The sequence below is a fragment of the Cellulomonas sp. P1_C4 genome, assembly GCF_056406355.1.
The window spans coordinates 20,719-46,889 of the sequence record NZ_JBFUAI010000001.1; the positions used below are offsets into that span (position 1 = coordinate 20,719).

Annotated in this window: 20 protein-coding genes; 5 read left to right on the forward strand and 15 right to left on the reverse strand. The window is 72.6% G+C overall.

What is annotated here, in order from left to right:
- Window positions 1-26 precede the first annotated feature (26 nt).
- The 9 genes from AC1DYZ_RS00120 to AC1DYZ_RS00160 all read right to left on the reverse strand — a co-directional run bounded on the left by AC1DYZ_RS00120 (window position 27) and on the right by AC1DYZ_RS00160 (window position 10,499).
- Entirely contained in the window at window positions 27-2,129 is a 2,103-nt protein-coding gene (locus AC1DYZ_RS00120) for an MMPL family transporter (protein ID WP_477063196.1), read from the reverse strand.
- A gap of 165 nt (window positions 2,130-2,294) precedes the next feature.
- Window positions 2,295-3,347, reverse strand: coding sequence for an aminotransferase class V-fold PLP-dependent enzyme (locus AC1DYZ_RS00125; protein WP_477063197.1), 1,053 nt, complete (start codon window positions 3,345-3,347; stop codon window positions 2,295-2,297).
- 23 nt (window positions 3,348-3,370) lie between these two features.
- Entirely contained in the window at window positions 3,371-4,021 is a 651-nt protein-coding gene (locus tag AC1DYZ_RS00130) for a SanA/YdcF family protein (protein WP_477063198.1), read from the reverse strand.
- A 41-nt stretch (window positions 4,022-4,062) separates the two neighbouring features.
- Window positions 4,063-4,593 carry an alpha/beta hydrolase family protein gene (locus AC1DYZ_RS00135; RefSeq protein WP_477063199.1) on the reverse strand — a complete coding sequence of 177 codons (531 nt, stop codon included), beginning with the start codon at window positions 4,591-4,593 and terminating at the stop codon, window positions 4,063-4,065.
- Window positions 4,590-5,396, reverse strand: coding sequence for a Cof-type HAD-IIB family hydrolase (locus AC1DYZ_RS00140; protein WP_477063200.1), 807 nt, complete (start codon window positions 5,394-5,396; stop codon window positions 4,590-4,592). Before AC1DYZ_RS00140 ends, AC1DYZ_RS00135 begins: the two co-directional genes overlap by 4 nt.
- Window positions 5,397-5,408: 12 nt before the next feature.
- Window positions 5,409-6,653 carry an allantoate amidohydrolase gene (locus AC1DYZ_RS00145; RefSeq protein WP_477063201.1) on the reverse strand — a complete coding sequence of 415 codons (1,245 nt, stop codon included), beginning with the start codon at window positions 6,651-6,653 and terminating at the stop codon, window positions 5,409-5,411.
- Window positions 6,653-7,867 (reverse strand): pyridoxal-phosphate-dependent aminotransferase family protein, encoded by a 1,215-nt coding sequence (locus AC1DYZ_RS00150; protein ID WP_477063202.1) that lies wholly within the window; start codon window positions 7,865-7,867, stop codon window positions 6,653-6,655. The genes AC1DYZ_RS00145 and AC1DYZ_RS00150 overlap by 1 nt, the downstream gene beginning before the upstream one ends.
- Window positions 7,864-9,384 (reverse strand): AtzH-like domain-containing protein, encoded by a 1,521-nt coding sequence (locus AC1DYZ_RS00155; protein WP_477063203.1) that lies wholly within the window; start codon window positions 9,382-9,384, stop codon window positions 7,864-7,866. Before AC1DYZ_RS00155 ends, AC1DYZ_RS00150 begins: the two co-directional genes overlap by 4 nt.
- A complete protein-coding gene (locus AC1DYZ_RS00160) occupies window positions 9,381-10,499 on the reverse strand; it encodes an acetamidase/formamidase family protein (RefSeq protein ID WP_477063204.1) in 1,119 nt (372 codons plus the stop codon). The genes AC1DYZ_RS00155 and AC1DYZ_RS00160 overlap by 4 nt, the downstream gene beginning before the upstream one ends.
- On the opposite strand from AC1DYZ_RS00160, the gene AC1DYZ_RS00165 reads away from it, so the two are divergent.
- Window positions 10,490-11,170 (forward strand): YoaK family protein, encoded by a 681-nt coding sequence (locus AC1DYZ_RS00165; protein ID WP_477063475.1) that lies wholly within the window; start codon window positions 10,490-10,492, stop codon window positions 11,168-11,170. The genes AC1DYZ_RS00160 and AC1DYZ_RS00165 overlap by 10 nt on opposite strands.
- Window positions 11,171-11,174: 4 nt before the next feature.
- Here AC1DYZ_RS00165 and allB read toward each other — a convergent pair whose 3' ends face one another.
- Both allB and AC1DYZ_RS00175 read right to left on the reverse strand, forming a co-directional pair.
- Window positions 11,175-12,515, reverse strand: coding sequence for an allantoinase AllB (gene allB / locus AC1DYZ_RS00170; RefSeq protein WP_477063205.1), 1,341 nt, complete (start codon window positions 12,513-12,515; stop codon window positions 11,175-11,177).
- 163 nt (window positions 12,516-12,678) lie between these two features.
- A complete protein-coding gene (locus AC1DYZ_RS00175) occupies window positions 12,679-13,671 on the reverse strand; it encodes a ScyD/ScyE family protein (RefSeq protein WP_477063206.1) in 993 nt (330 codons plus the stop codon).
- 287 nt (window positions 13,672-13,958) lie between these two features.
- Here AC1DYZ_RS00175 and AC1DYZ_RS00180 point away from each other — a divergent pair, with 287 nt between their 5' ends.
- Window positions 13,959-16,544: an ATP-dependent Clp protease ATP-binding subunit gene (locus AC1DYZ_RS00180; RefSeq protein WP_477063207.1), complete on the forward strand. Its 2,586-nt coding sequence runs from the start codon at window positions 13,959-13,961 to the stop codon at window positions 16,542-16,544.
- A gap of 172 nt (window positions 16,545-16,716) precedes the next feature.
- Entirely contained in the window at window positions 16,717-18,138 is a 1,422-nt protein-coding gene (locus AC1DYZ_RS00185; RefSeq protein WP_477063208.1) for a serine hydrolase domain-containing protein, read from the forward strand.
- On the opposite strand, the gene AC1DYZ_RS00190 is transcribed toward AC1DYZ_RS00185, so the two are convergent.
- The 4 genes from AC1DYZ_RS00190 to AC1DYZ_RS00205 form a co-directional block, all read right to left on the reverse strand.
- The gene (locus tag AC1DYZ_RS00190; RefSeq protein ID WP_477063209.1) at window positions 18,131-19,339 is read right to left on the reverse strand and encodes an MIR domain-containing protein; all 1,209 of its coding nucleotides are present in this window, start codon (window positions 19,337-19,339) and stop codon (window positions 18,131-18,133) included. The genes AC1DYZ_RS00185 and AC1DYZ_RS00190 overlap by 8 nt on opposite strands.
- Before the next feature lie 228 nt (window positions 19,340-19,567).
- Window positions 19,568-20,884 (reverse strand): ABC transporter substrate-binding protein, encoded by a 1,317-nt coding sequence (locus tag AC1DYZ_RS00195; RefSeq protein WP_477063210.1) that lies wholly within the window; start codon window positions 20,882-20,884, stop codon window positions 19,568-19,570.
- A gap of 56 nt (window positions 20,885-20,940) precedes the next feature.
- Entirely contained in the window at window positions 20,941-21,879 is a 939-nt protein-coding gene (locus AC1DYZ_RS00200) for a carbohydrate ABC transporter permease (RefSeq protein ID WP_477063211.1), read from the reverse strand.
- Window positions 21,872-22,822 carry a carbohydrate ABC transporter permease gene (locus tag AC1DYZ_RS00205; protein WP_477063212.1) on the reverse strand — a complete coding sequence of 317 codons (951 nt, stop codon included), beginning with the start codon at window positions 22,820-22,822 and terminating at the stop codon, window positions 21,872-21,874. Before AC1DYZ_RS00205 ends, AC1DYZ_RS00200 begins: the two co-directional genes overlap by 8 nt.
- A 167-nt stretch (window positions 22,823-22,989) precedes the next feature.
- Between AC1DYZ_RS00205 and AC1DYZ_RS00210 the strand changes: the two genes are divergently transcribed.
- Together AC1DYZ_RS00210 and AC1DYZ_RS00215 are read left to right on the forward strand one after the other, a co-directional pair.
- Entirely contained in the window at window positions 22,990-24,939 is a 1,950-nt protein-coding gene (locus tag AC1DYZ_RS00210) for a DUF6807 family protein (protein ID WP_477063213.1), read from the forward strand.
- Entirely contained in the window at window positions 24,936-26,102 is a 1,167-nt protein-coding gene (locus AC1DYZ_RS00215) for a Gfo/Idh/MocA family protein (protein WP_477063214.1), read from the forward strand. The genes AC1DYZ_RS00210 and AC1DYZ_RS00215 overlap by 4 nt, the downstream gene beginning before the upstream one ends.
- Window positions 26,103-26,171: the final 69 nt, after the last annotated feature.

Below are 26,171 nucleotides of genomic sequence, written 5' to 3' on the forward strand. Positions count from 1 at the left end.
GACGATCCGGGCATCTCGCGTGCCGCTCAAGCGACCGGGATGGACACCTGCTGCTCGGCGGGCACCGGCTCGGCCTGCTTGCTCAGCGCGCTGGGCCACCACATCGTCTTGCCGATGTCGAGGTTCAGCGCTGTGACCAGCACGGACCGGACGACGAGCGTGTCGAGGAGCACCCCGAACGCGACCGCGAACCCGATCTCGGCGAACGCCACCAGCGGCAGCGTGCCGAGCACCGCGAACGTGCCCGCGAGCACCAGGCCGGCCGACGTGATGACCCCGCCGGTGGCCGCGAGACCCACCAGCGAGCCGCGGTGGTGCCCGATCCGCAGCGCCTCCTCCCGCACCCGGGTCATGAGGAAGATGTTGTAGTCGATCCCGAGCGCGACCAGGAACACGAAGACGAACAGCGGGAACGACGTGTCCGCCCCGGCGTAGCCGAAGACGTACTTGAACACGAGAGCGCTGATGCCGATGGCGGCGCCGAACGACAGCACGACGGTGCCGACGAGCACGAGCGGGGCGACCACCGCCCGCAGCAGGATCATCAGGATGACGAAGACGACCAGCAGGATGATCGGGATGATCAGCTTGTTGTCCGCCGACGAGGCGCGCTGGACGTCGAGGTTGACGGCCGTGGTGCCGCCGACGAGGGCGTCGGCAGCGGGCACCGCGTGCACGGCGTCGCGCACGCGGTCGACCGTGGCGTAGGCGTCGTCGCTGTCGGGCGCGGAGGTCAGCGTGCCCTCGATGTACGCGAGGTCGCCCTTGACGACGGGCTCGGTGATGCTCGTCGGGTCGATCCCCTCGACGTCGGCGAAGACGGAGGCGACCTCGGTGGCCTGGTCCGCGTTCGCGATGACGGCGACGGGCGAGCCGGCGCCGCCGGGGAAGTGGGCCGAGAGCACCTTCTCGCCCTCGATCGACGGCTGGACGCCGCGGAACGACTCCTCGGTGGTCAGGCCGGTCGCGTTGAGCGCGACGATGCCGAGGCAGGCCACGGCGAGGGCCGCGGACGTGCCGACCCACGTGGCGCGCGGGCGACGCTCGATCCGACCGCCGACCCGGGCCCAGAAGCCGTGCACGGACGGCTCGTCGTCGCCGAGCCGCGGGGTGCGCGGCCAGAAGATCCACCGGCCGCACGTGACCAGCAGCGCGGGCAGCAGCGTGAGCATGACGAGCAGGGCGACGACGATGCCCACCGCGGCCACCGGGCCGAGACCGGCCGTGGAGTTCATGGTGGCGAAGAGCAGGCAGAGCATGCTGATGGCGACCGTGGCGCCGCTCGCGATGATCGCCGGGCTCGCCCGGTGCAGCGCCAGGGCCATGGCCTCGTGCCGGTCACCGTGCTTGCGCAGCTCTTCCCGGTATCTCGCGACGATCAGCAACGCGTAGTCCGTCCCCGCGCCGAAAACCAGGACCGTGAGGATGCCGGCGCTCTGCGCGTTGACGGTGAGGTCGAAGTTGTCCGCCAGCAGGTAGATGACGGCCTGCGAGACCGTCAGCGCGACGCCCGCGGAGATGACGGGGAGCAGCCAGAGGATCGGGCTGCGGTACGTGATGAGCAGGATGACGATGACGACCGCGACCGCCGCGTACAGCAGCGTGCCGTCGATGCCCTCGAACGCCTTCGACGAGTCGGCGGCCGAGCCGGCCGGGCCGGTGACGTAGACGTCGAGCCCGTCGGGGCCGTCCTCGGCGGTGGCCCGCAGGTCCGTGACGGCGTCGGCCGCGAGGTTCCAGCCGTCCTTGCCGAGGTCGAGCGGGACGATGATCTGGGCCGCCTGCCCGTCCTCCGACGGGATCGGGCCGACGACCTGCCCGTCGAGGGTGTCGAGCGTGCCGAACTCCTGCGCGTCGGCCTGGATGGCCGCGAGGTCCTCGGGGGTCAGACCCGAGGCGCGCGCGTAGACGATGACGGCGGGGATGGTGTTGGCGGACACGAAGCTGCCGGCGACGTCGAGGACCTCGGTCGACTCGGCGTTGGACGGGAGCCAGGACTTGGCGTCGTTGTCCTGCGCGCCCGTGAGCTTGCCCGCGAGGGGACCCAGCAGGGCGACGACGACGAGCCAGAAGGCGATGACGGCGAACTTGAGGTAGCGATGGGTGATCCATCCGGCGACGTGAGACATAGCGATTCCTCTGTGGGGATGTCGACGACGACTGGGAGGGGCGGCTCGCGCGACGGGTGATACCGCGTCGGGGCGCCGGTGCCGGTGCTGCTGTGATCCTAGGATTCCCGCGCCGTCGGGCCCAGGGATATCAGGGAGACCCCCGAAGCGACCCTCAGGTTCCCCTCAGGAGTTGCTCAGGGCAGCCACGGCCTGCGCGACATCGGCGGCGCCGTTCCAGACGTGGAACGCCAGCCGGACGCCGCCGCCCCGGCCCGCCGCACGCGTCCCGGCGGCGGCGAGTAGGGCCCGTCGGGTCCCCGCCGCGTCGTCGGGCAGCGCGACGATCGCGCTGCCACCGGGTGCCAGGCCGAGGCCCGCGCGGAAGCTGTCGGCGAGGCCGACGTCGTAGCGCCGGACCTGCTCGACGTCGGCGCCGGCGAAGGCCTCGAGCGCTGGCACCGCGCCCACCCAGCACAGCCACGCGGGGGAGACGTCGAGCCGCCGGGCGTCCCGCGCGAGGACCATGCCGGGACCGTAGACCGACGACCAGATCTCCTCGCCCGCGTACCAGCCGGCGCTGCTGGGCCGCAGGTCGGCGAGGAGCTCGGGACGGACCGTCAGGAAGGCCGTGCCGCGCGGGGCGGAGAGCCACTTGTAGGCCGAGCACACGGTGACGTCGAACCGGTCGGCGTCGACCGGCAGCCAACCGGCGGCCTGCGTCACGTCGCAGACGGTGCGGGCGCCCGCGATGCCCGCCGCGGCGACGACGGCGTCGACGTCCGCGACCCGCCCGTCGCGCGACTGGACCAGCGCGAACGCGACGGTGTGCGTGGTCGGCCGGATCGCCGCCGCCAGCTCCTCGAGCGGCACGTGCCGGACCGTGACGCCCCGGTCGGCCTGGGCGACGAACGGGAACACGACGGACGAGAAGTCGCCGTCGACCACGAGGACCTCGGCGCCGTCCGGCACCGTCGCCGCGACGACGCCGACGAGGGCGGACGTCTGCGAGCCGATGGCCACCCGCGACGGATCCGTCCCGACGAGCCGCGCATACGCCGCGCGGGAGGCCACGACCGCCTCGTCGTAGACCGCGAGGTCCGCCCTGCCCGCCGCCCAGACGTCGATCGCCTCGTGCATCGCCTCGGCCGTCGCCCGCGCCGGCAGCCCGCAGGTGGCGGCGTCGAGGTAGCCGGGCACGGGCGTGAACGCGGCGCGCAGGGTGGTGAGGGTGTCCACGGAGACGATCGTCGCACCCGGCGTCAGCGCGCGAGGGCGTCCTGCACCGCGGTCTCCGGCGGACCGGCGTCGACGGGGTCGCGGCCGGTCACCGCGTCCCACGCCGCCCGCCACGACGCCGGCAGCTCGCGGGCGCGCCACGTGACCGCCTGCACCGGCCGCACGGAGGTGGACGAGACGCCCACGCCGGTCACCGAGATCCCCGCCTCGGTGCAGGAGAACAGGGCGCGGCGCAGGTGGTAGTCCTGCGTGACGACGACCGCGGCGTCGACCCCGAAGACGTCGTGCGCCCGGACGCAGGAGTCGTGGGTGTCGAAGCCGGCGTGGTCGCGGACGACGTCGTCCGTCGCGACGCCGTGGGCGACCAGCCAGTCGAGCATCGCGGTGGGCTCGTCGTGGTCGGTGCGGGCGTTGTCGCCGCTCACCAGGACCACGTCGACCGCGCCGCGGGCGTACAGCTCCCGGGCCGCCTCGAGCCGGCGGGTGAGGTACACCGACGGGCTGCCGTCGGGCTTGAGGCCGGCGCCGAGCACGAGCGCGACGGACGTCGGCCGCACGTCGCCGGCGGCGCGCACCTCGGTCTGGCCGACGCCCTGCACCCACAGGATCGGCGCCGCGACCAGCACGAACGCGGCCGCCAGCGCCATCCAGGCGACGCGTCGGCGGGTGCTCACGGACGGAGCGTAGAGCGGCGGACCGGGCTCGGGAGGGCGTTTCAGTCGAGCGTGCCGAGCCAGTCGCGGACGGCCGCGGCCACGGCGGCCTGGCTGGTCGGCAGGTGGGGTCCGGGCAGGAAGACGGTGGTGACCGGACCGGGGATCGCGGCCAGGTGCTCGGTCAGCTCCGCCGGCGAGCCGAACGGGTCCGTGGTGCCCGAGACGGCCAGGACCGGCACCCGGATGTCGGGCAGGTGCGCGATGCGCAGGGTCGTGGGTTTGCCGGGCGGGTGCAACGGGTACGAGAGGAGCACCAGGCCGGCGGCGGGGAGGCCGTCGGCGACGGCCATCGAGCACATGCGGCCGCCGAACGAACGGCCGCCGAGCACCACGGACTCGGTGCCGACCCCGAGGGCGGCCGCGAACGCCGACGCCTGCGCACGCACACTCGCTATCGCCGGTGCCGCCGTCTTGGGGAGGTCGACCCGCAGGACGGGCAGCGGGGCGACGGCCTTCTCGACGGCGACCAGCGCGGGGCTCGTGCGGCTCCCGCCGAAGCCGGGGGTGAGCAGCAGGCCTGCGCCGGTCACGACAGCCCCAGCACCGAGCTGATCGTGCGGACGACGCCGTTCTCGGTGTTGGCGGGCGCGACGAACCGCGCGTGCGCCCGGACGTCGGGGTGCGCGTTGTCCATCGCGAAGGACCAGTGCGCGGCGTCGAGCATGCCGATGTCGTTGAAGTAGTCGCCGAAGGCCATGGTCTGCGCGGCCGTGACGCCGAGGGCGTCCTGGACCGCGCGCAGGGCATGGCCCTTGTCGGCGGTGGGGCTCATGACGTCGGCCCAGTGCTCGCCGGACACCAGGGCGTCGAACGGCTGCAGCAGCGGCCCGGCGCCGGTGGCCGCCGAGCCGAAGTCGTAGACCGCGACCTTGAGCACGTCGTCGTCGACGGCGAGCAGGTCGTCGACCACCTCGAGCTTCGCGTAGTACGGCGCGGCCTGGTCGAGGAACGCGTCGTCGGTGCGCTCGACGTGGGCGGAGCGCTTGCCGCACAGGACGATGCCGAGGTCCAGGTGGGTCGCCGCGCGGACGACCTCGATCGCGGCGCGGGCCGTGGTCAGGGACAGCCCGTCCGAGCTGACCTCCTCGTCGTGCTGCATGACGTAGGAGCCGTTCTCCGCGATGTACACCAGCTCGTCGCGGCCGAACTGGCGCCGCAGGGTGGCGTACTGCCGACCGCTCGCCGGGCACAGCCGGATCCCGCGACGGTCCAGCTCGTCGAGGAGCGGCCAGAAGTCGTCGTGGATCTTCTTCTCGTCGTCGAGCAGCGACCCGTCCATGTCGACGGCGATCAGCCGGATGTCGGGCACGGGGTCGAAGGCGAGGGGCTCCACCGGGCGATCCTCTCAGGCGGCCTCGCGGGCCAGGTGCTCGACGGTGGCGGTCAGCGCCTGCAGGCCGGTCTCGACGTCGGCCAGGCTCACGCCCTCGTCCGGGTGGTGGCTGATGCCGTCGGGGTTGCGCAGGAAGAGCATCCCGACGCCGGTGACCGCCCCGATCGCCATGGCGTCGTGGCCCGCGCGGCTGAACAGCGCGGGGACGTTCCGGCGGCCGGTGTCCTCGATCCCGGCCCGGACCACGTCCTGCAGCAGGGTGTCGCACATGACCGCGGGTGCCTCGTGCAGCTCGCGCGCGGACCAGGTCAGGCCCCGACGCCCGGCGATCTCGTCGAGCTCGCGGGTGATGGAGCCCCACACCCGGTCGCGGTCGTCGTCGTGCTCGCCGCGCAGGTCGACCGTCAGCCGGGCCTCGCCGGGCACCACGTTGACCGCGCCCGGGAACGTCTCGAGGCGGCCGACCGTGCCGATGATGTGGTGCTCCGCCCGGCACAGCCGCTCGACCGCGAGCGCGACCTCGCTGGCGCCGAGCAGCGCGTCGTGCCGCTTCTCGTACCGTGCGCCGCCGGCGTGCCGGGCCTCGCCGTCGATCTGCACGGCGAACCGTCGGGCGCTCGCGATCGAGGTCACGACGCCCAGTGGGGCGCCCCCGTCGTCGAGCTCCGGGCCCTGCTCGATGTGCGCCTCGAGGTACCCCGCCAGCGATTCGCGTGAGCGCGCGGCCGCACCGATGCGGCCGGGGTCGAGGCCGAACTCGCTGAACGCGGTGTGCAGCGTCGTGCCGTGCTCGTCGGTGAGGTCCCACCACGACTCGTTCCACTTCCCGGCCATCGCGGAGCTGCCGAGCAGGGCGGTGCCGAACCGGGCGCCCTCCTCGTCCCAGAACGCGACGACGTCGAGCCCGAACCGCAGGCTGGCGGCCCGGGGCTTGAGCGCGCGGACCACCTCGATCGCCATGAGCACGCCGAGGATGCCGTCGTACCGGCCGGCGTCGCGGACCGTGTCGAGGTGCGAGCCGAGCAGCAGGGACGGCGACTCGGGGTCCTGGCCGTCGAGGTGCCCGCAGAGGTTGCCGGCCGCGTCCTGCCACGTGTCCAGCCCCACCTCGCGCATCCATCGCGCCGCCACGCGGTTCACGCGGGCGTGCTCGGGGGACAGGTAGACGCGCTCGATCCCGCCGGTCATCGACGTGTAGGTGGCGAGCTCGTCGCAGCGCGCCATGATCCGTCGGGCCGCGGTCCTGACGTCGAGCATCAGGCCGCCCACGAGGCGTAGGCCGCGTCGACCCCACCGCCCGCCGGCACGGCGGCGCCGGCCCGGCGCAGCACCTGCTCGAGCGCGGCCAGGGTGACCAGCACGGTGTCCAGGCGCGCGTTGGCGCCCATAGTGCCGATGCGCCAGACGCGGCCGTGCAGCGGGCCGAACGAGGTGCCGATCTCGATGCCGAAGTCCTGCAGCATCGCCCCACGCGCAGCGTCGCCGTTCACGCCGTCCGGGATCTCGACCGCGACCACGTTGTTCATCTTGTGCGCGACGTCCCCGAACACCGTCAGGCCCAGGCCGCGGACTCCCGCGAGCATCGCCGCCCCCGCCCGCTCGTGCCGGTCGATGACGGCCTGCCGCCCCTCCTCGAGGATGATCCGGGCGCACTCCCGCGCGGCGTACAGCATGCTTGTCGCCTCGGTGTGGTGGTTGAGCCGCCGCGGACCCCAGTAGTCGAGGACCATGCCGAGGTCGAAGTAGTTGGAGTGCACGGGCTCGCCGGTGTCCTCGTCGGACTCCTCGCGGATGCCGGCCTCGATGCGGCGGCGGCCGCGGATCACCTCGACGGCACGGTCGGACAGGCTGATCGGCGCGCTCCCCGACGGGCCGGACAGGCACTTCTGCAGGCCGGCGGTCGCGGCGTCGATGCCCCACGCGTCCATCTCGAACGGGTTGCCGCCCAGGGACGCGGTGGCGTCGGCGTAGAGCAGCACGCCGTGCTTCGCGCAGATCGCGCCCAGCTCGTCCAGGGGCTGGTTCATCGTCGTGGACGTGTCGCCTTGCACCATCGCGAGCAGGTGCGGCTTGACCCGGAGGATCGCCTCCTCGACGGCCGCCGCCGTGAACACCTGGCCCCACGGCACCTCGATCGTGTGCACCTCGGCCTGCGCGCGCAGCGCGATCTCCGCGAGCAGGTGCCCGAACCGGCCGAACACCGGGACCAGCACGCGCTGCCCGGGGCGCACCAGCGAGACGATCGCCGCCTCGATCCCCGCCCGCGACGTGCCGTCCACCAGGAGGGTCGCCTCGTTGCCCGTCGCGAACACCTCGCGGTAGAGCGCCATGGTCTCGGTCATGTAGCCGGTCATCACCGGGTCGTACTGGCCGATCAGTGGCGTCGACAGCGCCCGGAGCACGCGCGGGTCGGCGTTGACCGGTCCGGGGCCCATGAGCAGGCGGGGTGGCGGGTTGACCGGGGCGGTCATGCGTGGCCTCCAACAGTTGCGTGGCCCAGGGAGCGGGCGTGGCGGACGAGGGACAGGTCGGTGCCGCGGGGGCCGACGAAGCAGACGCCGACCGGTGCCGGCCCGAGCGCCGACGGGAACCGCAGGGCGGGGACGGACAGGGCTGGCAGGCCGCCGACGCCGGCCAGGGCCGTCATCCGCAGGGTCGCTGAGCGGACGCGGTCGAGGTCCTCGGCGCTCGCGGTCCGGGCGGGGGCCGGGCCCGGCGTGGTCGGCAGCACGAGGACGGCCTCGTCGACGATCGCGCGGATCACGTCCGCGAGCCGCTCGACCTCGGCGCGAGCGGACGCCTCGTCCGCGGCGGTCATCTCGCTGGCGATCGCGAACCGCTCGCGGACGCCGGGGCCGACTGCGTCGGGGTGCGCCGTGAGCCAGGCGCCGTGCGCGCGCCACGCCTCGGCGGCCTGCAGCACGCGGAACGCCTCGAACCACTCGTCGAGCGGGCCGACCTCGATCTCCTCGACGGTCCCCGCGGCCCACGCCTCGAACGCCTCACGGGTGGCCGGCTCGACCACCTGCAGGACCTCGACCGGCACCACCCAGCGGGCAGGCAGCAGCGGGGCGTCGTCCTCGAGGCACCAGGTGGCCACGGCCTCCAGCGTCGCGCCGTCCCGGGTCAGCCAGCCGACGGTGTCGAAAGACGGCGCCAGCGGCACCATGCCCTGCCGCGGGACCAGCCCGTGGGTGGTCCGCAGCCCCCAGAGGCCCTGGTACGACGCGGGGACGCGGATGGACCCCCCGGTGTCGCTGGCCAGCCCCACGTCGGCCTGCCCGGTGGCGACCGCCGTGGCCGGCCCGCTGGACGAGCCGCCGGGCAGCGCGCCGGGCACGGCGCCGTTGGGCGGGGTGCCGTAGTGCGGGTTGACGCCCGCGATCGAGTACGCGAGCTCGTCGGTCCTGGCCAGGCCGCGCACCGAGGCGCCGCCCTTGAGCAGGTCGAGCACCACGGGCGCGTGCTCGCGCTCGCGGGCGGCCTCGCGCAGCCAGGTCGGGTTGCCGGCGCCGACGCGATAGCCGCGAACGGCGAACACGTCCTTGACCGCGACGCGCAGCCCGAGCAGCGGACCCTCGAACGCGCCCTGGTAGAGCGGGTCGCCGACCGTCCGCCACACCGACCGGTCGAAGCTCGGCGTGCGCCCGGTGACGTGCGCCGCGGTGATGCGCCAGCGACCGTCGGCCAGCTGCCACACCTGGCTCTGCAGCCCCGTCCCGCCGCCCTCGTAGCGCGAGGTCGCGACGATCAGCCAGCAGTCGTCGGCGAGGCGCCGGGACTCCACGCGGTCCAGCACACGGGGTGCGATGCCGCCGCGGGCGACGCGGAACGCGCTGATGGCGTCGTGGCCGACGAGCAGGCCGCTGCTGTCGCCGCGCATCGTCTCCGGTCCGGGCGCGAACGCGTCGTCGAGCGCCGCGACGTCGTCGTCCGCGAGTGCGCGCTCGTAGGCGTCGAACGCCTCCTGCAGGTCGTCGGGGATCATGTCGACACCTTCTCGAAGTCGGCTTTGCGGATGCGCGCGTGGGCCCCGCAGACCTGGTCCACCACCTGCGAGATGTCGATGTCGGTGGCCGCCGACAGGTACGCGTAGGCGAGGTGCTCGTCGAGCCCCCAGCGCGCCTGCAGCAGCGCGAGCGCCGCCCGGACGCACTTCTTGACGGCCTCGGTCAGGTCTTTGTCGAGCCCGGTGGGGACCAGGTACTCCGGCGTCTCGACCAGCGGTCCCTCGAACGGGCCGAACCGCGCGAGCGCCTCCACCGCGGGGATCACGTCGAACCGCAGCGTCACCCGCAGCGACGCCTCCAGGGCGGTGAGCGCGACCTCCCCGTCGCCCTGCGCGAAGTGGGGATCACCCACGTACGCGAGCGCGCCCGGCACCTGCACGGGCAGGTAGAGCGTGGCGCCCACCTGCAGCAAGTTGATGTCGATGTTCCCGCCGTGCGCGCCGGGCGGCACGGAGTGCGGCCGCTCGTCGCCGGCCACCGCGACGCCCATGATCCCGAGGAACGGCGCGAGCGGGAACTCGATGAGGCGCTCGCCGCCCTCGACGGCGGGCAGGCAGCCGACGAGCTTCCCGTCCCGTTCACCGACGGTCGTGAAGACGGAGACGTTCTCCGGCCCGCGCGGCAGCTCGCCCGGCAGCGCACCACGGCCGTGCCGGTTCGAGATCACGCCGTAGGGAGCTCGCGGCGTGGTCTCGAGCACGGTGATGGCCAGCAGGTCGCCCGGCAACGCGCCCTCGACGTGGATCGGGCCGGTCACCACGTGCGGACCGTCGTGCGGGGAGCGCGTCAGGGTGCCGACGATCTCGACCGCGTCGGTCAGCACGTCCCGCGGCGCGACCCCGTGGCCGGTGAAGAACGCCAACGGGTCGCTGCCCTGGTCGTCGAGCAGGCCCTCGTGGCTGACCGTGTCGATGGTGACCTCGCTGCCGGCCGCGACCCGCAGCACGGGCGCATCGGTCGCGCAGGGGAGCCGCCCCCACAGCACGGTGGCCGGCGTCGACAGCAGGTAGGCCGCCCGGATCTCGCCCGTGCCCGGCTGCAGCGTTGCGCTCATCGGCCCCTCACCCCCACCATGACGCCGTGATGAAGACATGGGACGACGCCCGCCGCCACCTGGTGCTCATGCTGGCACTGACGTTCACGACGGGCATCGTCGACGCCGTCGGCTACCTCGGTCTGGACCGGGTCTTCACCGCGAACATGACCGGCAACGTGGTCATCCTCGGCATGGCTCTCGCGGGTGCCGACGACCTGCCGATCCTCGGTCCGGCGCTCGCGCTGGCCGGCTTCCTCGGCGGCGCGGCCCTCGGCGGCCGGGTGCTGCGCACGGCACCGGCCGGCTGGTCGCACCGCACGAGCGTGACGTTCGCGGCCACCGGGGTGCTGGCGGTCGCGCTCGGGGTGGGCGCGCTCGTGGTCCCGCCCGAGCAGGGCACCACCTGGGCGCTCGTCGTCACGGCTCTGCTCGCCGTGGCCATGGGCCTGCAGGCCGCGACCGCCCGCCGGCTGGCCGTCAAGGACGTGACGACGGTCGTCGTGACGTCCACGCTCACGGGACTGGCGGCCGACAGCCGGCTGGCGGGCGGCACCGGCGACGGCTGGGCGCGGCGCGCGCTCGCGGTGGCGCTGATACTGGTGGGCGCGGGAGTCGGTGCCCTGCTGCTGCGCGTGGGCGGTGAGCAGGGTGTGGGCGTCGGCATGCTGTTCGCGGGCGTGCTCGCCCTCGGCGCAGCCGGTCTCGGCCACYGGCACCGCGAGGCCTGAGGGCTCACGCACGGGCGGCCTCCGGCAGCAGCACGCGGCCGGTCCCGGGGGCGGTGACCGCTCCGCGCTCGACCACGGGCGAGCCGTGCAGCCACACCGTGCGGACGGCGCCGGCCAGGGTCGCGCCGTCGTACGGCGAGACCGGGTTGCGGTGCTCGAGGCGGTGCACGTCCACCACTCGCTGGTCGTCGGGCGCGAACGCCACGAGGTGCGCGGGCGCACCGACCCGCAGCACGCCGAGCCCGTCCAGGCCGGCGACGCCCGCCGGGCCGGTGGTGAACAGCGGCAGCAGCGACTCGAGCGGGATCCCGCGGGCTCGCGCCTCGGTCCACACGACCGACAGGCCCAGCTGCAGGCCGGCGATGCCACCCCACGAGAGCCCGAAGTCGGCGCTCTTGAGGTCCGCGGTGGACGGTGAGTGGTCCGACACGATCGCGTCGATGGTGCCGTCCAGCACGGCGGCCCACAGCAGGTCCTGGTTGGCCGTGTCCCGGATGGGCGGGCAGCACTTGAACTGCGTGGCCGCCTCCGGCACGTCCTCGGCCCGCAGAGCCAGGTAGTGCGGGCAGGTCTCGACGGTGAGCGGCAGGCCCTCGGTCTTCGCGGCGCGGACCAGGCCGAGCGAGCCGGCGTCGGACAGGTGCAGCACGTGGGCGCGGGCGCCCGTGCGCCGCATCGCGTCGATGACGCCGGCGATCGCGTGCCGCTCGCTCAGGGCCGGGCGGCTGGCCAGGAAGTCGGCGTACCGCGGCCCGAGGGCGCCGTCGCCGCGCAGGTCGGCGGGGTCCTCCGCGTGCACGATCAGCACGCTGCCGAGCGTCGCGACCTCGGCCAGCGCGAGCTCGAGCCCGTCGGTGTCGAGGTACCCGAACTCGTCGACACCCGACGGCGTGAGGAACGCCTTGAACCCCCGGACGCCCGCGGCGTGCAGAGGGCCGAGCGACCCGAGGTTCTCCGGCACGGCGCCACCCCAGAACGCCACGTCGACGCTGAGCTTGCCGTCCGTGGCGGACCTCTTCGCGTCGAGCGCCGCGACCGTCGTCGTGGGCGGGATCGAGTTKAGGGGCATGTCGACGAGCGTCGTCACGCCACCGGCGGCGGCCGCCCGCGTCGCGGAGGCGAAGCCCTCCCAGTGCGTGCGGCCCGGCTCGTTGACGTGCACGTGGCTGTCGACGAGGCCGGGGAGCAGGACCTCGTCGTCGGCGAGCGTGACGACCGTCGTCCCTTGCGGCACGGGGCCGTCGACCGCGGTGACGACGCCATCGGTCACGTGGACCTCGGCCGGACGCAGCGCACCCTCGATCCAGGCGTGGCGGGCGCGTACGACGAGGTCAGGCGTGGTCATCCAGGCTCCTTGCGGTCGTCTGCGTCAGGCTACGGCTCCGTGCACGTCGGCGCGGCCCACCCAACCTGCGATCGATTTCGGGTGTGTGAACAGCGGGCGTCTGGCATGAGTCCCTGGGCGCGACGAAGGGCCGAGCCCGCGGCCCGACCCTTCGCGTGCGGCGTCAGTGCCCGTGACCGTGGAGGTCGACCGTCCACACCTCCCCGCCGAGCGTGACGACGTAGGCCGTGTTGCGGATGACCTGGAACGACACGGGCTGGTTCAGCCCGTCCGCGATGAGCTCGAGCGACCCGTGCCGACCGACCTGGAACAGCTGCCCGGTGTTCGGGGCTGCGGGTGAGCCCGCCTCGCCGCCCAGCGGCCAGTCGCCCTGCGCGAGCGCGTAGAGGGCATGCCCTCTGCCGAGCTTCACGTCGACCATCAGGGGTCCACCCGACGCGACCTCGGTCGCGCTGGTCGAGCGCTTGCCGAACGTCACGATCTTGCCGTCCGCCGCCAGGTGCGGCAGGGGGCCGGCCTCGGCCATGTAGACCGTCGAGCCGGCCACGTCGAGCCCGGTCGGCACGATGTTGTCGAACGCGAGCCGCACGGAGACGGAGCCGTCGAGGCCGACCTGGTAGACGCGGTTGTGGTGGCCGTCGGTGACCAGGAACCCGCCCTTGTAAGGCTCGAACGCGTACTGCACGCCCGTGGGCACGAAGAAGGCCGTTGAGGGCGGGTTCGCCGCGGCGAAGCTGCCGGTCTCGGCGACCAGCGTCGACGTCGTCGGGCCGTCGATCCGGTAGATGCCGTCGAGGAACGTGCCGCCGACATCGGCGCTGACGAACGTGACCAGCGCGTACGCCGTGCCGTGCAGGAAAGCCACGTCGAACGCGCCGCCGAACGCGCCGCTGATGGAGACGTTCGTCGGCAGCCCGCTGGCGAACGTGGTGAGCGCACCGGTGTGCGGGTCGATCCGGGAGATCTCGCCGACGGACGGCTCGGTCACGTACAGGGCACCRTCCGGCCCCACCGTGCTCCCGAACCCACCGGACAGGCCGCCGACCAGGAGCTGGGGCTCCGGGCTCGGTGACGGATGGTGCGCGCTGGCCGCGGACGGCGTGAGCACCAGCAGCAGAGCTGCGGACAACAGGACAAGAACTCGTCGGGGACCCATAGGACCCCTCCCCTCGACAACTTCCTGGGAGTCGTGCGTGTCGGGGTTGCTGGGCCGGCGGCGTCGTCGCCCCCGCGCGCCCGGAAAAGCCCCACCAGCGCTCAACGACGCTAGACCTGCCCGCTCGGGGGATAAATGACCCCGGGCAACCCGGCGACGTCGTCACGCCTGCGGCGAACACGGGCAGTCGAGGCACCACCCCGCCGTTAGCATCGATCAACGCCGCTCGTAGACCCCCGGTGCGCCAGCCCGGGGATCGGTGGGCACGCAGCTCGTGAGGAGTGCACATGTTCGAGAGATTCACGGACCGAGCCCGTCGCGTGGTCGTCCTTGCCCAAGAAGAGGCACGGATGCTCAACCACAACTACATCGGCACGGAGCACATCCTGCTGGGCCTGATCCACGAGGGTGAGGGCGTCGCCGCCAAGGCTCTCGAGTCGCTCGGCATCTCGCTCGAGGCCGTCCGCGCCCAGGTGCAGGAGATCATCGGCGAGGGCCAGCAGGCTCCGTCGGGCCACATCCCCTTCACCCCGCGCGCCAAGAAGGTGCTCGAGCTGTCGCTGCGCGAGGCGCTGCAGCTGGGTCACAACTACATCGGGACCGAGCACATCCTGCTCGGCCTGATCCGCGAGGGTGAGGGCGTCGCCGCCCAGGTCCTCAACAAGCTCGGCGCGGACCTCAACCGCGTGCGCCAGCAGGTCATCCAGCTCGTCTCCGGCTACCAGGGCAAGGAGCCCGTCGCCGCCGGCGGTCCGCAGGAGGGCCAGCCTTCGGGCAGTGCCGTCCTCGACCAGTTCGGCCGCAACCTCACGCAGGCTGCGCGCGACGGCAAGCTCGACCCGGTCATAGGGCGCGAGAAGGAGATCGAGCGGGTCATGCAGGTGCTGTCCCGCCGCACCAAGAACAACCCGGTCCTCATCGGGGAGCCCGGCGTCGGCAAGACCGCCGTCGTCGAGGGCCTCGCGCAGGACATCGTGCGCGGCGACGTGCCCGAGACGCTCAAGGACAAGCAGCTCTACACGCTGGACCTGGGCGCGCTCGTGGCCGGCAGCCGCTACCGCGGTGACTTCGAGGAGCGCCTGAAGAAGGTGCTCAAGGAGATCCGCACCCGCGGCGACATCATCCTGTTCATCGACGAGATCCACACGCTCGTCGGGGCAGGTGCCGCCGAGGGCGCCATCGACGCCGCGAGCATCCTCAAGCCGATGCTGGCGCGCGGTGAGCTGCAGACCATCGGTGCCACCACGCTCGACGAGTACCGCAAGTACGTCGAGAAGGACCCGGCCCTGGAGCGTCGCTTCCAGCCGATCCAGGTGGCCGAGCCCAACCTGGCGCACGCGATCGAGATCCTCAAGGGTCTGCGCGACCGGTACGAGGCCCACCACCGCGTGTCCATCACGGACGCCGCGCTGGTGGCCGCCGCCACGCTGGCGGACCGGTACGTCAACGACCGCTACCTGCCGGACAAGGCGATCGACCTGGTCGACGAGGCCGGCGCCCGCCTGCGCATCCGCCGCATGACGGCTCCGCCGGAGCTGCGCGAGCTCGACGAGCAGATCGCCGAGACGCGTCGCGACAAGGAGTCGGCGATCGACGAGCAGGACTTCGAGAAGGCAGCCCGTCTCCGCGACGCCGAGAAGCAGCTCGGTCTCAAGCGTGTGGAGAAGGAGAAGGCCTGGAAGTCCGGCGACCTCGACGCGGTCGCGGAGGTGGACGAGGAGCTCATCGCCGAGGTGCTGGCGATCGCCACGGGCATCCCGGTGTTCAAGCTCACCGAGGAGGAGTCCAGCCGCCTGCTCCACATGGAGGAGAACCTGCACAAGCGGGTCGTCGGCCAGGACGCCGCCATCAAGGCGCTCTCGCAGGCCATCCGCCGCACGCGTGCGGGCCTCAAGGACCCGAAGCGTCCCGGTGGGTCGTTCATCTTCGCCGGCCCCACGGGCGTCGGGAAGACCGAGCTGGCCAAGGCGCTCGCGGAGTTCCTCTTCGGCGACGAGAACGCGCTCATCCAGCTCGACATGTCCGAGTTCTCGGAGAAGCACACCGTCTCGCGGCTGTTCGGCTCGCCCCCCGGCTACGTCGGGTACGACGAGGGCGGTCAGCTCACCGAGAAGGTGCGGCGCAAGCCGTTCTCCGTGGTCCTCTTCGACGAGGTCGAGAAGGCGCACGCGGACATCTTCAACTCGCTGCTGCAGATCCTCGAGGACGGTCGCCTGACCGACTCGCAGGGCCGGGTGGTCGACTTCAAGAACACCGTCATCATCATGACCACGAACCTCGGCACCCGGGACATCGCCAAGGGCCTCATGACCGGCTTCCAGGCCGGCGGGGACCTGTCGACGTCGTACGAGCGCATGAAGTCCAAGGTCAACGACGAGCTCAAGCAGCACTTCCGGCCTGAGTTCCTCAACCGCGTTGACGACGTGGTCGTGTTCCCGCAGCTGTCCCAGCCGGAGATCTTCGCGATCGTCGACCTCATGGTCGCCAAGCTGGCCAAGCGCCTGCGGGACAAGGACATGGACATCGAGATCACGCCCGCGGCCAAGAAGCTGCTGTCGGAGAAGGGTTACGACCCGGTCCTGGGTGCTCGGCCGCTGCGCCGCGCCATCCAGCGGGACATCGAGGACGCGCTGTCCGAGAAGATCCTGTTCGGCGAGCTCAAGGCCGGCCAGCTGGTGATTGTGGACGCCGAGGGCGAAGGCCTGCTCGGGGAGTTCACGTTCCGGGGCGTCCCCAGGGGCACCACAGTCCCGGAGCCGGTGGCCGTCGGTGCGGCGTCGTCGTACGGCACGCCGACCTCGGGCACCGACCTGCCGGCGGCCGGTCCCGCCATCACTGATGGCGGCGCGGGCACCCTGCCCCAGGTGGGCTGACACCGCACGCACGTCGAAGCCCCGGTCCGCTCAGCGGGCCGGGGCTTCGTCGCGTCCGGCGCCGTTCTCGCACCCGCAACGTCCGCGCTCGAGTGGGTCAGGACCCACCGGAGTGCGGACGTTGCGGGGTGTGGGACGCGCGGCTGTCGGGCCTCGGTGGCAGGGTGGGCGCATGCCAGGACTTCGACGTCTGCCCCGGTCCACCCCCGAGGAGCAGGGCGTCGACCCTCGGGCCCTCCTGAACCTCGTCGACGCGCTCGAGGCCTGGCCCGAGCTCCACTCGCTGATGGTCGTGCGGCACGGGGCGGTGGTCGCGGAGGGGTGGGCAGCGCCGTTCGCGTCGGACCGGCTGCACGAGCTCTTCTCGCTGAGCAAGAGCTTCACGTCGACGGCCGTCGGGTTCGCGGCGGCCGAGGGGCTGCTCACCGTCGACGACCTGGTGCTCGACCACTTCCCGGCGCCGGACGAGCCGAGCGAGAACCTCCGGCGCATGCGGGTGCGGCACCTGCTGACGATGACGTCCGGGCACGACACGGACCCCACGCCGAGCGTGCAGGGGACGGACGACTGGGTGACCGCGTTCCTCGCGGAGCCGGTGGAGCACGAGCCCGGCACGTTCTTCGTCTACAACACCGCGGGCACACACGTGCTCTCGGCCCTGGTCCAGAAGCTGACCAGGCAGCGGCTGCTCGACTACCTCGGCCCGCGGCTGTTCGAGCCGCTGGGCATCGAGGGCGCGACGTGGATGCAGTCGCCGGCGGGGATCGACGCGGGCGGCACCGGCATGTCGGGGACCACCGAGGACATCGCGGTCCTCGGCCAGCTCTACCTGCAGGACGGGATCTGGGACGGGCGCCGGGTGCTGCCGGAGGGGTGGGCCGCGCAGGCCACCACGAAGCAGGTGCCGAACGACGGCAACCCGGACGTCGACTGGGCGCAGGGCTACGGGTACCAGTTCTGGCGCGGGCGGCATGACAGCTACCGCGGCGACGGGGCGTTCGGGCAGTTCTGCGTGGTGCTGCCCGCGCAGGACGTGGTCGTGGCGATCACGTCGGGCGTCGGCGAGATGCACGGTGAGCTCGCGCTGGTCTGGGAGCACCTGCTGCCCGGCCTGTCGGACGGGCCGCTGCCGGACGACCACGCGGGCCGTCGGGAGCTCACTGCGCGGCTGGACGGCTTGCGCATCGACCCACCGCACGGCGCCCCGACCACCCCGACGGGCGACCGCCTCAGCGGACGGACCATCACCTTCGAGCCGAACACGCTCGGCATCCGCAACGCGGTGCTCGAGGTGGGCGACAGCCACGACCGGCTCACGGTCGACCACGAGGACGAGACAGTGATCGTCTCGGTCGGGCACGCGCAGCCCGCGCTGACCCGCACGACGCTGCGCCGCCGCGATCCCGAGGACGTCCTGGTCAGCGGCGCGTGGACGAGCCCGGACACCTACGTGCTGACGTTCCGGTTCGTCGAGTCGCCCTTCGTCGTGACCGCCACGGCGACGGTCTCCGGCGACGCCCTGGTGGTGGAGGGCGGGTTCAACGTCGCCTTCGGGCCGACGGACCTGCCGATGCTCCGCGGCACGGTCAGCTGAGCTCCAGCACCGTCCACCAGTCGTTGACGTCCCGCTCGGCGAAGGCCGTGACCTCCTGCTGGCCGGCGGTGAGCCGGGTGTCGGAGGCGTGGTGGGAGTGCAGCGCCGCGTTCGTCGCGACGTGCACGAGGCGGACGCGGGCGCCGGCGGTCCACGGGCGGTCGTCGATCACCTCGACCCGCCAGTCGGCGTCGGCGTCGGCGGTGGCCGACGCGCTGACCTCCTGCTGGTGGGACAGCGGCGACGGGATGCCGGCCGCGCTGCGGAGCCACCGGCCCGTCGAGACGTGGCGCAGCCGGACCACCGAGCCGTCGCGCACGTCCGTCCCGGCCGGGGTCCCGGCGGTGCCGACCAGCAGCCAGCGGTCGTTGTCGTCGGCGCCGCCGAAGGCCGTGACCTGCTGCAGCCCGTCGGACCCTGGGTGCACGTACCGGCGGTCGTGCGAGTGCAGCGTGAGGCCCGTCCACACGTGCGAGAGCTTGACCGTGTCGCCGGTGGACACCTGGTCCTTGACGTCGGGCGCGTGCTTGGTGAGGACCCGGGGGCGCTTGGGCGTGTAGTCCTGCACGAAGAAGCCGCGCCAGCGGTGGCCGTTCGAGGCGGTCCAGTCGTGCTGGTCCCTGCCGGACGTGAGGGTCACCGGCCTGCCGGGGGTGTTGTTGTCGTGGATCTGGACGGTCACGCGGCCGGTGGTCCGGTCCTGCTCGTAGCCGTAGGCGATGACCTGGTGGTTGTCGCCGATCGCGGCCAGCGAGCGCGCGACGACGAGCCCGAGCACGACCGGGCGGCCGGCGTCGATCGACCGCATGACCCGGGGGAGCTCTTCCTCCTTGGTCCACCGCGTGACGCCCTTGAACACCCACGTCTCGTCGTCGGAGTGCATGGACCAGGTGACGAACTTGGCGGCGGACCCGGTGAAGAACGAGTCGCGCAGGCGCTGCGTGCACAGCTGCGCGAGCCAGTGGCTGTCGGGCGGGACCCGGCCGGGCGCCCAGAGGTCGGAGCGCCACCGGGGGACCGGCTGCCCGGCGAGGAAGTAGTCGAGGGCCGCGTACGCCATCCCGCCGCATCGGCCCGCCGTCGTGATCTTCGCGCCGTTGGGCAGCGTGAGCACCTCGTTGACGAACGCGTTGGGGAACGCGAAGCCGTGGGTGGCCGGGTCGAAGGCGACCGCCCGCCGGGTGAGGACCTGCTCGGTCATCGACGTCCCTCTCGTCCCGCGAGCCGCACCTCCACGTGCGGCAACCCCCGATGTCGAGGGTGCCACGAAGGAGTCGCCGCGGATGGGTGAGATACACCGCCGCAACGTCCGCAGATTCGGTCGCCGGGACGCTCGAACGTGCGGACGTCCCGCTTCGCACACAGCAAACGTCCGCGCTCCCGCGGGGAGGGGGCCCCGGGAGCGCGGACGTTGCGGCTGGTGCTGGGGTCAGCTGATGGCCGACTCCACCTCGAGCGTGAACTGCTTGGCGGCGTCCTCCGGCGTCATGCGGCCGAACAGCACCTCCTGGTTGATCCGGCGGGTGATCTCGGCGACCTGCCCGGCGCCGACGGGCGGGACGGCGGGTCCGTCGACGATCTCGTCCTCGAGGTCGGCCAGGAAGTCGGCGGCCTGCTGGTCGGTCGCGGAGAACTTCGACTGCACGGCGGCGCGGACGTCGGTGTTGGCGGGCAGGCCGCGGTCCGAGAGGAGGATGTCGCCGGCGGCCTCGTCGTTGAGCAGGAAGTCGACCAGCAGCGCGGCCTCCTTCGGGTGCTTGGACTTGGCCGCGACGGAGTAGAACATGGCCGGCTTGAAGTACATGCCGGTGCGCTTCTCCTCCGACTCGCCGGGAACGCGGAGCAGCTTGAGCTCCTTGCCTGAGGCGTTGGTGATGGCGGTCAGCTGGTTGGTCCAGAACCACGCCATGGCGCCCTTGCCGGTGCCGACCAGCGACTGCTCGGGACCGCCGGCGTCGACCTCGACCGTGGTCGCGGCGTCGGGCTCACCGCCGCCGGCCTGCAGGTCGAGCGAGTACTGCCACCAGTCGGCGAGCGTCTTGTCGTCGTACCCGAGCTTGCCGTCCTTCGTGTACAGCGACTCCCCGCGCTGGCGGGCGAAGATCGAGAACCCGGGCTCGTTGAACCCGTAGTCCTGGGTGCCCCAGACGGACTTGCCGGTGGCGGCGGAGATCTTGTCGGCGACGTCGACGTAGTCGTCCCACGTCCAGGTGGAGTCGTCGGGCATCTCGACGCCGGCCGCCGCGAAGGCCGCCGGGTCGGCGACGATCGCGTAGGCGTTGACGCCGGTGGCCACGCCGTAGAGCTTGTCGTCGATCGTGCCGGACTGCAGCACGTTCTCGTCGATCTTCGAGGTGTCCAGGCCCAGCTCGTTGAGGTCCGCCAGCACGCCGCGGGAGGCGTAGTCGTTGAGGAACCGCTCCTCCTGCGTGATGACGTCCGGCGCGTCGCCGCCGGCGACCGACGTGCCCAGCTTGTCGAAGTAGCTGTTCCAGTCGGTGTAGTCGGGGACCACCGTGATGTACGGGTACTTCTCGGTGAACTTGTCGAGCACCTGCTGGGTCAGCTCGTGCCGGGTGTCCGAGCCCCACCACGAGAAGCGGATCTCGACGGGCTCCGGAGGGCCGGACGACGTGGGCGCGTCGGCGGGCTCGTCGGAACCGCCGGACGAGCCGGCGCAGGCCGTGAGGGCCAGGGCCGCGACGGCCAGCAGGGCACCTACGCGAAGGGACGGTCGGGGGCGCATGGATTCTCCTTGGATGACGAGGACGACGTTGTGCTGTCGGGAGGGGAGGGCCGGTGTTACTTGATGCCCGTCGTCGCGATCCCCTTGACCAGGTACTTCTGGCCGAAGAGGAACGCGAGGAAGACGGGGACGAGCGAGACGATCGACATCGCGAACATCGGGCCCCACGAGCTCGCGCCCGTGGAGTCCAGGAACGTACGAAGTGCTACCGGCGCGGTGTACATGTCCGGTCGGGTGAGGAAGATGAGCTGGCTGAAGAAGTCGTTCCACGTCCAGATGAACGTGAAGATCGCCGTGGTCGCCAGGGCCGGCAGCGACAGCGGGAGCATGATCCGCAGGTAGATCCGCCCGTGCCCGCAGCCGTCGAGCCGCGCGGCCTCGTCCAGCTCCCGGGGGATCCCGCGGAAGAACTGGACCATGAGGAAGATGAAGAACGCGTCCGTGGCCAGCAGCTTCGGCACGATCAGCGGCAGGAACGTGTTGATCCAGTCCAGCCGGGCGAACAGGATGTACTGCGGCACGATGATCACGTGGATCGGCAGCATGATCGAGCCGAGCATGATCGCGAACCACAGCCGCCGGCCGCGGAACTCCAGCCGAGCGAAGGCGTAGGCCGCCATCGAGCAGCTGACCAGGTTGCCCAGCAGCGAGCCGAGGACGATGACCGCCGAGTTCATCAGGTACCGGCCGAACGGGTACTGCAGGGCGTTCCAGCCCTCCGAGTAGTTGGTCCAGTCGACGTCCGAGGGGATCAGCGACACGTCCCGGAAGATCAGGTCGGTGGGCTTGAACGAGCTGACCAGCAACCAGATCAGCGGGTAGAGCATCAGCAGGCAGAGCACGACGAGGCCTGTGTGCTTGAGCGCGGAGCGGCGTCGGGCCGGCCACGGGGAGCGGTGGCGCAGCGGCGGCGGTGCGTCGGCGGCCAGGGCGGAGATGCGCTGGGCGGGGCCGGGCGCGTCGGTGGGCGTGGGGCGCACGTGGACCTCAGTCATCGTAGAAGACCCAGAACTTGGAGGCGAAGAAGTTGATCGCGGTCATCACGCCGACGATGAAGACGAGCAGCCAGGCCATGGCGGACGCGTACCCCATGTCGAAGGCCGTGAAGCCCTTCTGGTAGAGGTAGAGCGTGTAGAACATCGTCGAGTCGGCCGGGCCGCCCGTGCCGCCGGAGACGACGAAGGCCTGCGTGAAGCTCTGGAAGGCGCCGATCACCTGGAGCACCAGGTTGAAGAAGATGATCGGCGTGAGCAGCGGCAGCGTGATGCTGCGGAACTTGCGCAGCAACCCCGCGCCGTCGATCGCGGCAGCCTCGTAGTACATCTCCGGGATCTGCCGGAGGCCGGCGAGGAAGATGATCATCGGCGCCCCGAACGTCCACACGTGCAGGAGCACGAGCGTGCCCAGCGCGGTGTCGGGGTCCGAGACCCAGCCCTTGCCGACGATGCCGAACAGGGCGAGGAACTGGTTCACCAGCCCGTCGACTCCGAACACCTGGCGCCACAGGATGGCGACGGCGACCGAGCCGCCCAAGAGCGACGGCAGGTAGAGGACCGACCGGTAGAACGCCAGCCCGCGCAGCCCGCGATCGAGGATCAGCGCCAGCGCGAGCGCGGCGATCAGCTGCAGCGGCACCGCGGTGAACACGTAGGTGAACGTGACCCGCAGCGAGTTGAGCAGCCGGGGGTCCTCGAACATCCGCGTGTAGTTCTCGACGCCGATCCACTTCGGTGGTGCGAGCAGGCTGTAGTCCGTGAAGGACAGGTAGCCCGACGCGATCATCGGGCCGATCGTGATGAGGCCGAGGCCCAGGAACCAGGGGGCGAGGAAGATCGCCGCGCTCCGCCCGTCGCCGCGCCGCAGGGGTCGCCGCGTGGGCGCKCCCTTCTCGGCACGTGCGGACCGGGCGGTCCGGCGTAGCTCCGTCACTACGGACATGTCGTCGATCACCTCGATGTGTTCGCCGTGTGGAACCGGTGAGAAACCGGTTCCTCGGCGGTACCGTAGCATCCGATTCTGTGGGTTGGGAACCGGTTTCCCGTGGTGTATGTTCGGCGCGGAGCCACCCCCATGAGGGGGGCCGACGGTGACCGCTGGAGGCTGCAGTGACGCAGAACGGGTGGACGCGCAGCGCGTCGACCATCGCCGAGGTCGCGCATGCCGCGGGCGTGTCCCGGGCGACCGTGAGCCGGGTGATGAACGGCCGCTCCACGGTCGACCCCGAGCTCGCCGCGCGGGTGCGCGACGTGGCCGAGCAGCTGCACTACCGCCCCAGCAACACGGCGCGCAGCCTGTCGCTCGGCCGCACCAACACCGTCGCCGTGGTCGTCCCCGACCTGGCCAACCCGATGTTCCAGCAGGTCCTGCGCGGGGTCGCCTCCGCCGCGGGCGACGAGGGGTACCGGGTGCTCGTCGCGGACACGGCGGAGCACGCGGCCGACGAGGAGCGCATCGCCCTCGACGCCCGGTTGCGCTGCGACGCGCTCGTGCTCGTCTCGCCGCGGATGCCCGAGGCGGTCCTGCGGGCGCTGCTGCCCGAGATCGGCCCGGTGGTCGTGGTCAACCGCGCCGCAGACGGGGTGACGCCGACGCTGGCCATCGACTACGCCGCCGGCATCGACCAGATCGTCGAGCACCTGACGGGTCTGGGCCACCGCCACCTGCTGTACCTGGCCGGGCCGCTCGACAGCGCGTCGCACGGCGCGCGGCTCGACGCCCTGCGTGCCGCCGCCGCCCGGCGCGAGGACGTCCGGCTCAGCGAGCGGCCCACCGGCTCCTCGGTCGAGTCCGGCTACGCCGCCGCGCAGGACGTGCTGGCCTCCCGCGCCACCGCCGTCGTCGCCTACAACGACCTGGTCGCGTTCGGCCTGCTCGCGCGGCTCAACGAGCTCGGCGTCGCGGTGCCGGGCGACGTGTCGATCACGGGATTCGACGACATCGAGCTCGCGCGGTTCGCGACGCCCTCGCTCACCACGGCGACCGTGCCGCAGGCGGAGCTCGGCCGGCAGGCGTGGGCGCACCTGCGCTCGCTGCTCGGCGGCGAGGTCCTGGACCCGACGCCCCCGCTGATCGCACCCGTCCTCGCGATGCGCGCGAGCAGCGGGCCGGTGCCGCCCGCCGCGCGGCTCGGGCGTCGTGCGGCGTCGGACCCCGTCGGACCCGAGGTGCCGGTGCTCACGGGCACGCGCTGGGCCCGTGACCTGGGCGCCTACCTGCTGTCCGGGGTCTCCTCCGGCTCGACGGTACCGCTCGCCCGGTACGAGTCCGGCAGCCGGGTGCCGGCCGTGCACGCCCCGCGCCCCTACCTGCACCCCGTGCACTCCGCGGCCGGCACCGCGCTCACCGAGATCAGCCCCGTCGACCACCGCCACCACTACGGCGTCTCGATGGCGGTCCCCGTGGTCAACGGCACCTCGTACTGGGGCGGCCGCACGTTCCTGCGCGACGAGGGCCCGACTCTGCTGCCCAACCACGGCCGGCAGATCAGCGAGGGCACGCGGCTCGCCGACGACGACGCCGCGCTCGTCGACGAGATCCTGTGGCGCGACGAGCGCGACCGCCCGCTCCTGCAGGAGGACCGCCGGCTCCAGGCGGCTCCCCTGGCGGACGGTCGCGGCTGGTCCCTGCGCTGGTCGAGCGTGCTGCACGCCGCGCACGGCCCCCTGCGCATCGAGAGCCCCGGCACCAACGGCCGCCCGAGCGCCGGCTACGGCGGGATCTTCTGGCGGCTGCCGTCGGCGGACGTGACCACCGTGCTGGGCGAGGGCCTGGTGGGCGAGGAGGCCGTGCACGGCAGCCTGTCCCCGTGGCTCGCATTCGTGCAGCGGCGGGAGACCGCGACGACCACCGTCCTGCTGGTGCAGCCGCCGTCGCAGCTGCGCCCCTGGTTCGCGCGGGTCGCCGAGTACGTCGGCGCCGGACCGGCGCTCGCCTGGGACCGGGTGGTCGACGTGCCCGCCGGCGGCCGGCTCGACGTCGGGCTCGCCGCGGTCGTCGTGGACCGCGCGCTGGGCGCCGACGAGGCCGCCGAGCTCGCCGGGCAGGCGTGGGGATGACGACCCGGGCGCCGTCCTCGACCTCGGTCGATTCCGGGTCTGCTCGGACGCGCCCGCCGACCGTCGCCGTCGTCGGCGTGCACGGGCACGGGGCCTCGCACGTCCGGAACGTCGCCGACCTGCAGGAACGCGGCCTCGCGACCCTCGCGGCGGTCGTCGACCCCCGGCCCGTCGACGGGGGCCCGCCCTGGTTTCCCGACCTCGACGCGCTCCTGGCGCAGGCGCCGCCCGACGTCGTGGTGCTCTCGACACCCATCCCGACGCACCTGCCGCTGGCGTCGGCGGCCCTGCGCGCCGGCTGCGACGTGCTCCTGGAGAAGCCGACGACCGCGTCGCTGGCCGACCACGCCGCGCTTCTCGACGTGGTCGACCAGACCGGCCGGCTCTGCCAGGTCGGCTTCCAGACCTACGGCTCGGGGGCCGTCGACGAGCTCGCGCGCATCGTCGGCTCCGGCGAGCTCGGCCGGATCGACGGGGTCGGGGCGGTCGGCACGTGGGTGCGCACCGCGGAGTACTACGCGCGCGCTCCGTGGGCCGGTCGGCGCACCCTGGACGGGGTCGAGGTGGTCGACGGCGTCGTCACCAACCCCCTGGCGCACGCCGTCGCGACCGCCCTGCTGGTCGCCGGCGCGCGGACGGTCGACGACGTCGCCGACGTGCGCGTCGACCTCTTCCGGGCGCACCCGATCGAGGCCGACGACACGTCAGCGGTGGTCGTCGAGACCCGTTCGGGCGTGCGCGTGTCGGCCGGCCTGACCTTGTGCGCCCCTGACCGCTCGCCCGCGCGCGTCACGGTCCGGGGGTCGCTGGGCACGGCGACCCTGTTCTACGAGACCGACGAGATCGAGGTGGGCTCGCCGCGCGGCACCCGGCGCATCCGGTGCGGTCGTGTGGACCTGCTGACCCAGCTCCTGACCGCGCGAGCTCAGGCCGACGTCGCGCTGCGGTGCTCGGTCGCCGACACCGGCGCGTTCCTCCGCGTGCTCGAGGCCGTGCGGACCGGCCCCGACCCGACCCCCGTCGCCGCCGAGCACGTCGAGTGGCGCGGCGAGGGACCGTCGCGGCACCCCGTGATCGCGGACGTCGAGCACTGGTGCGCGCGGGTGGCCGACGAGGGGGCGACCTTCACGGACCTCGGCGCGCCCTTCGCCCGCGGGGCCTGACGGCATCGCACCGCCGAGAACAACACGAGGCTCGTGATCGCGGCCCAGAACGGGTCTGATGGTGTTCCC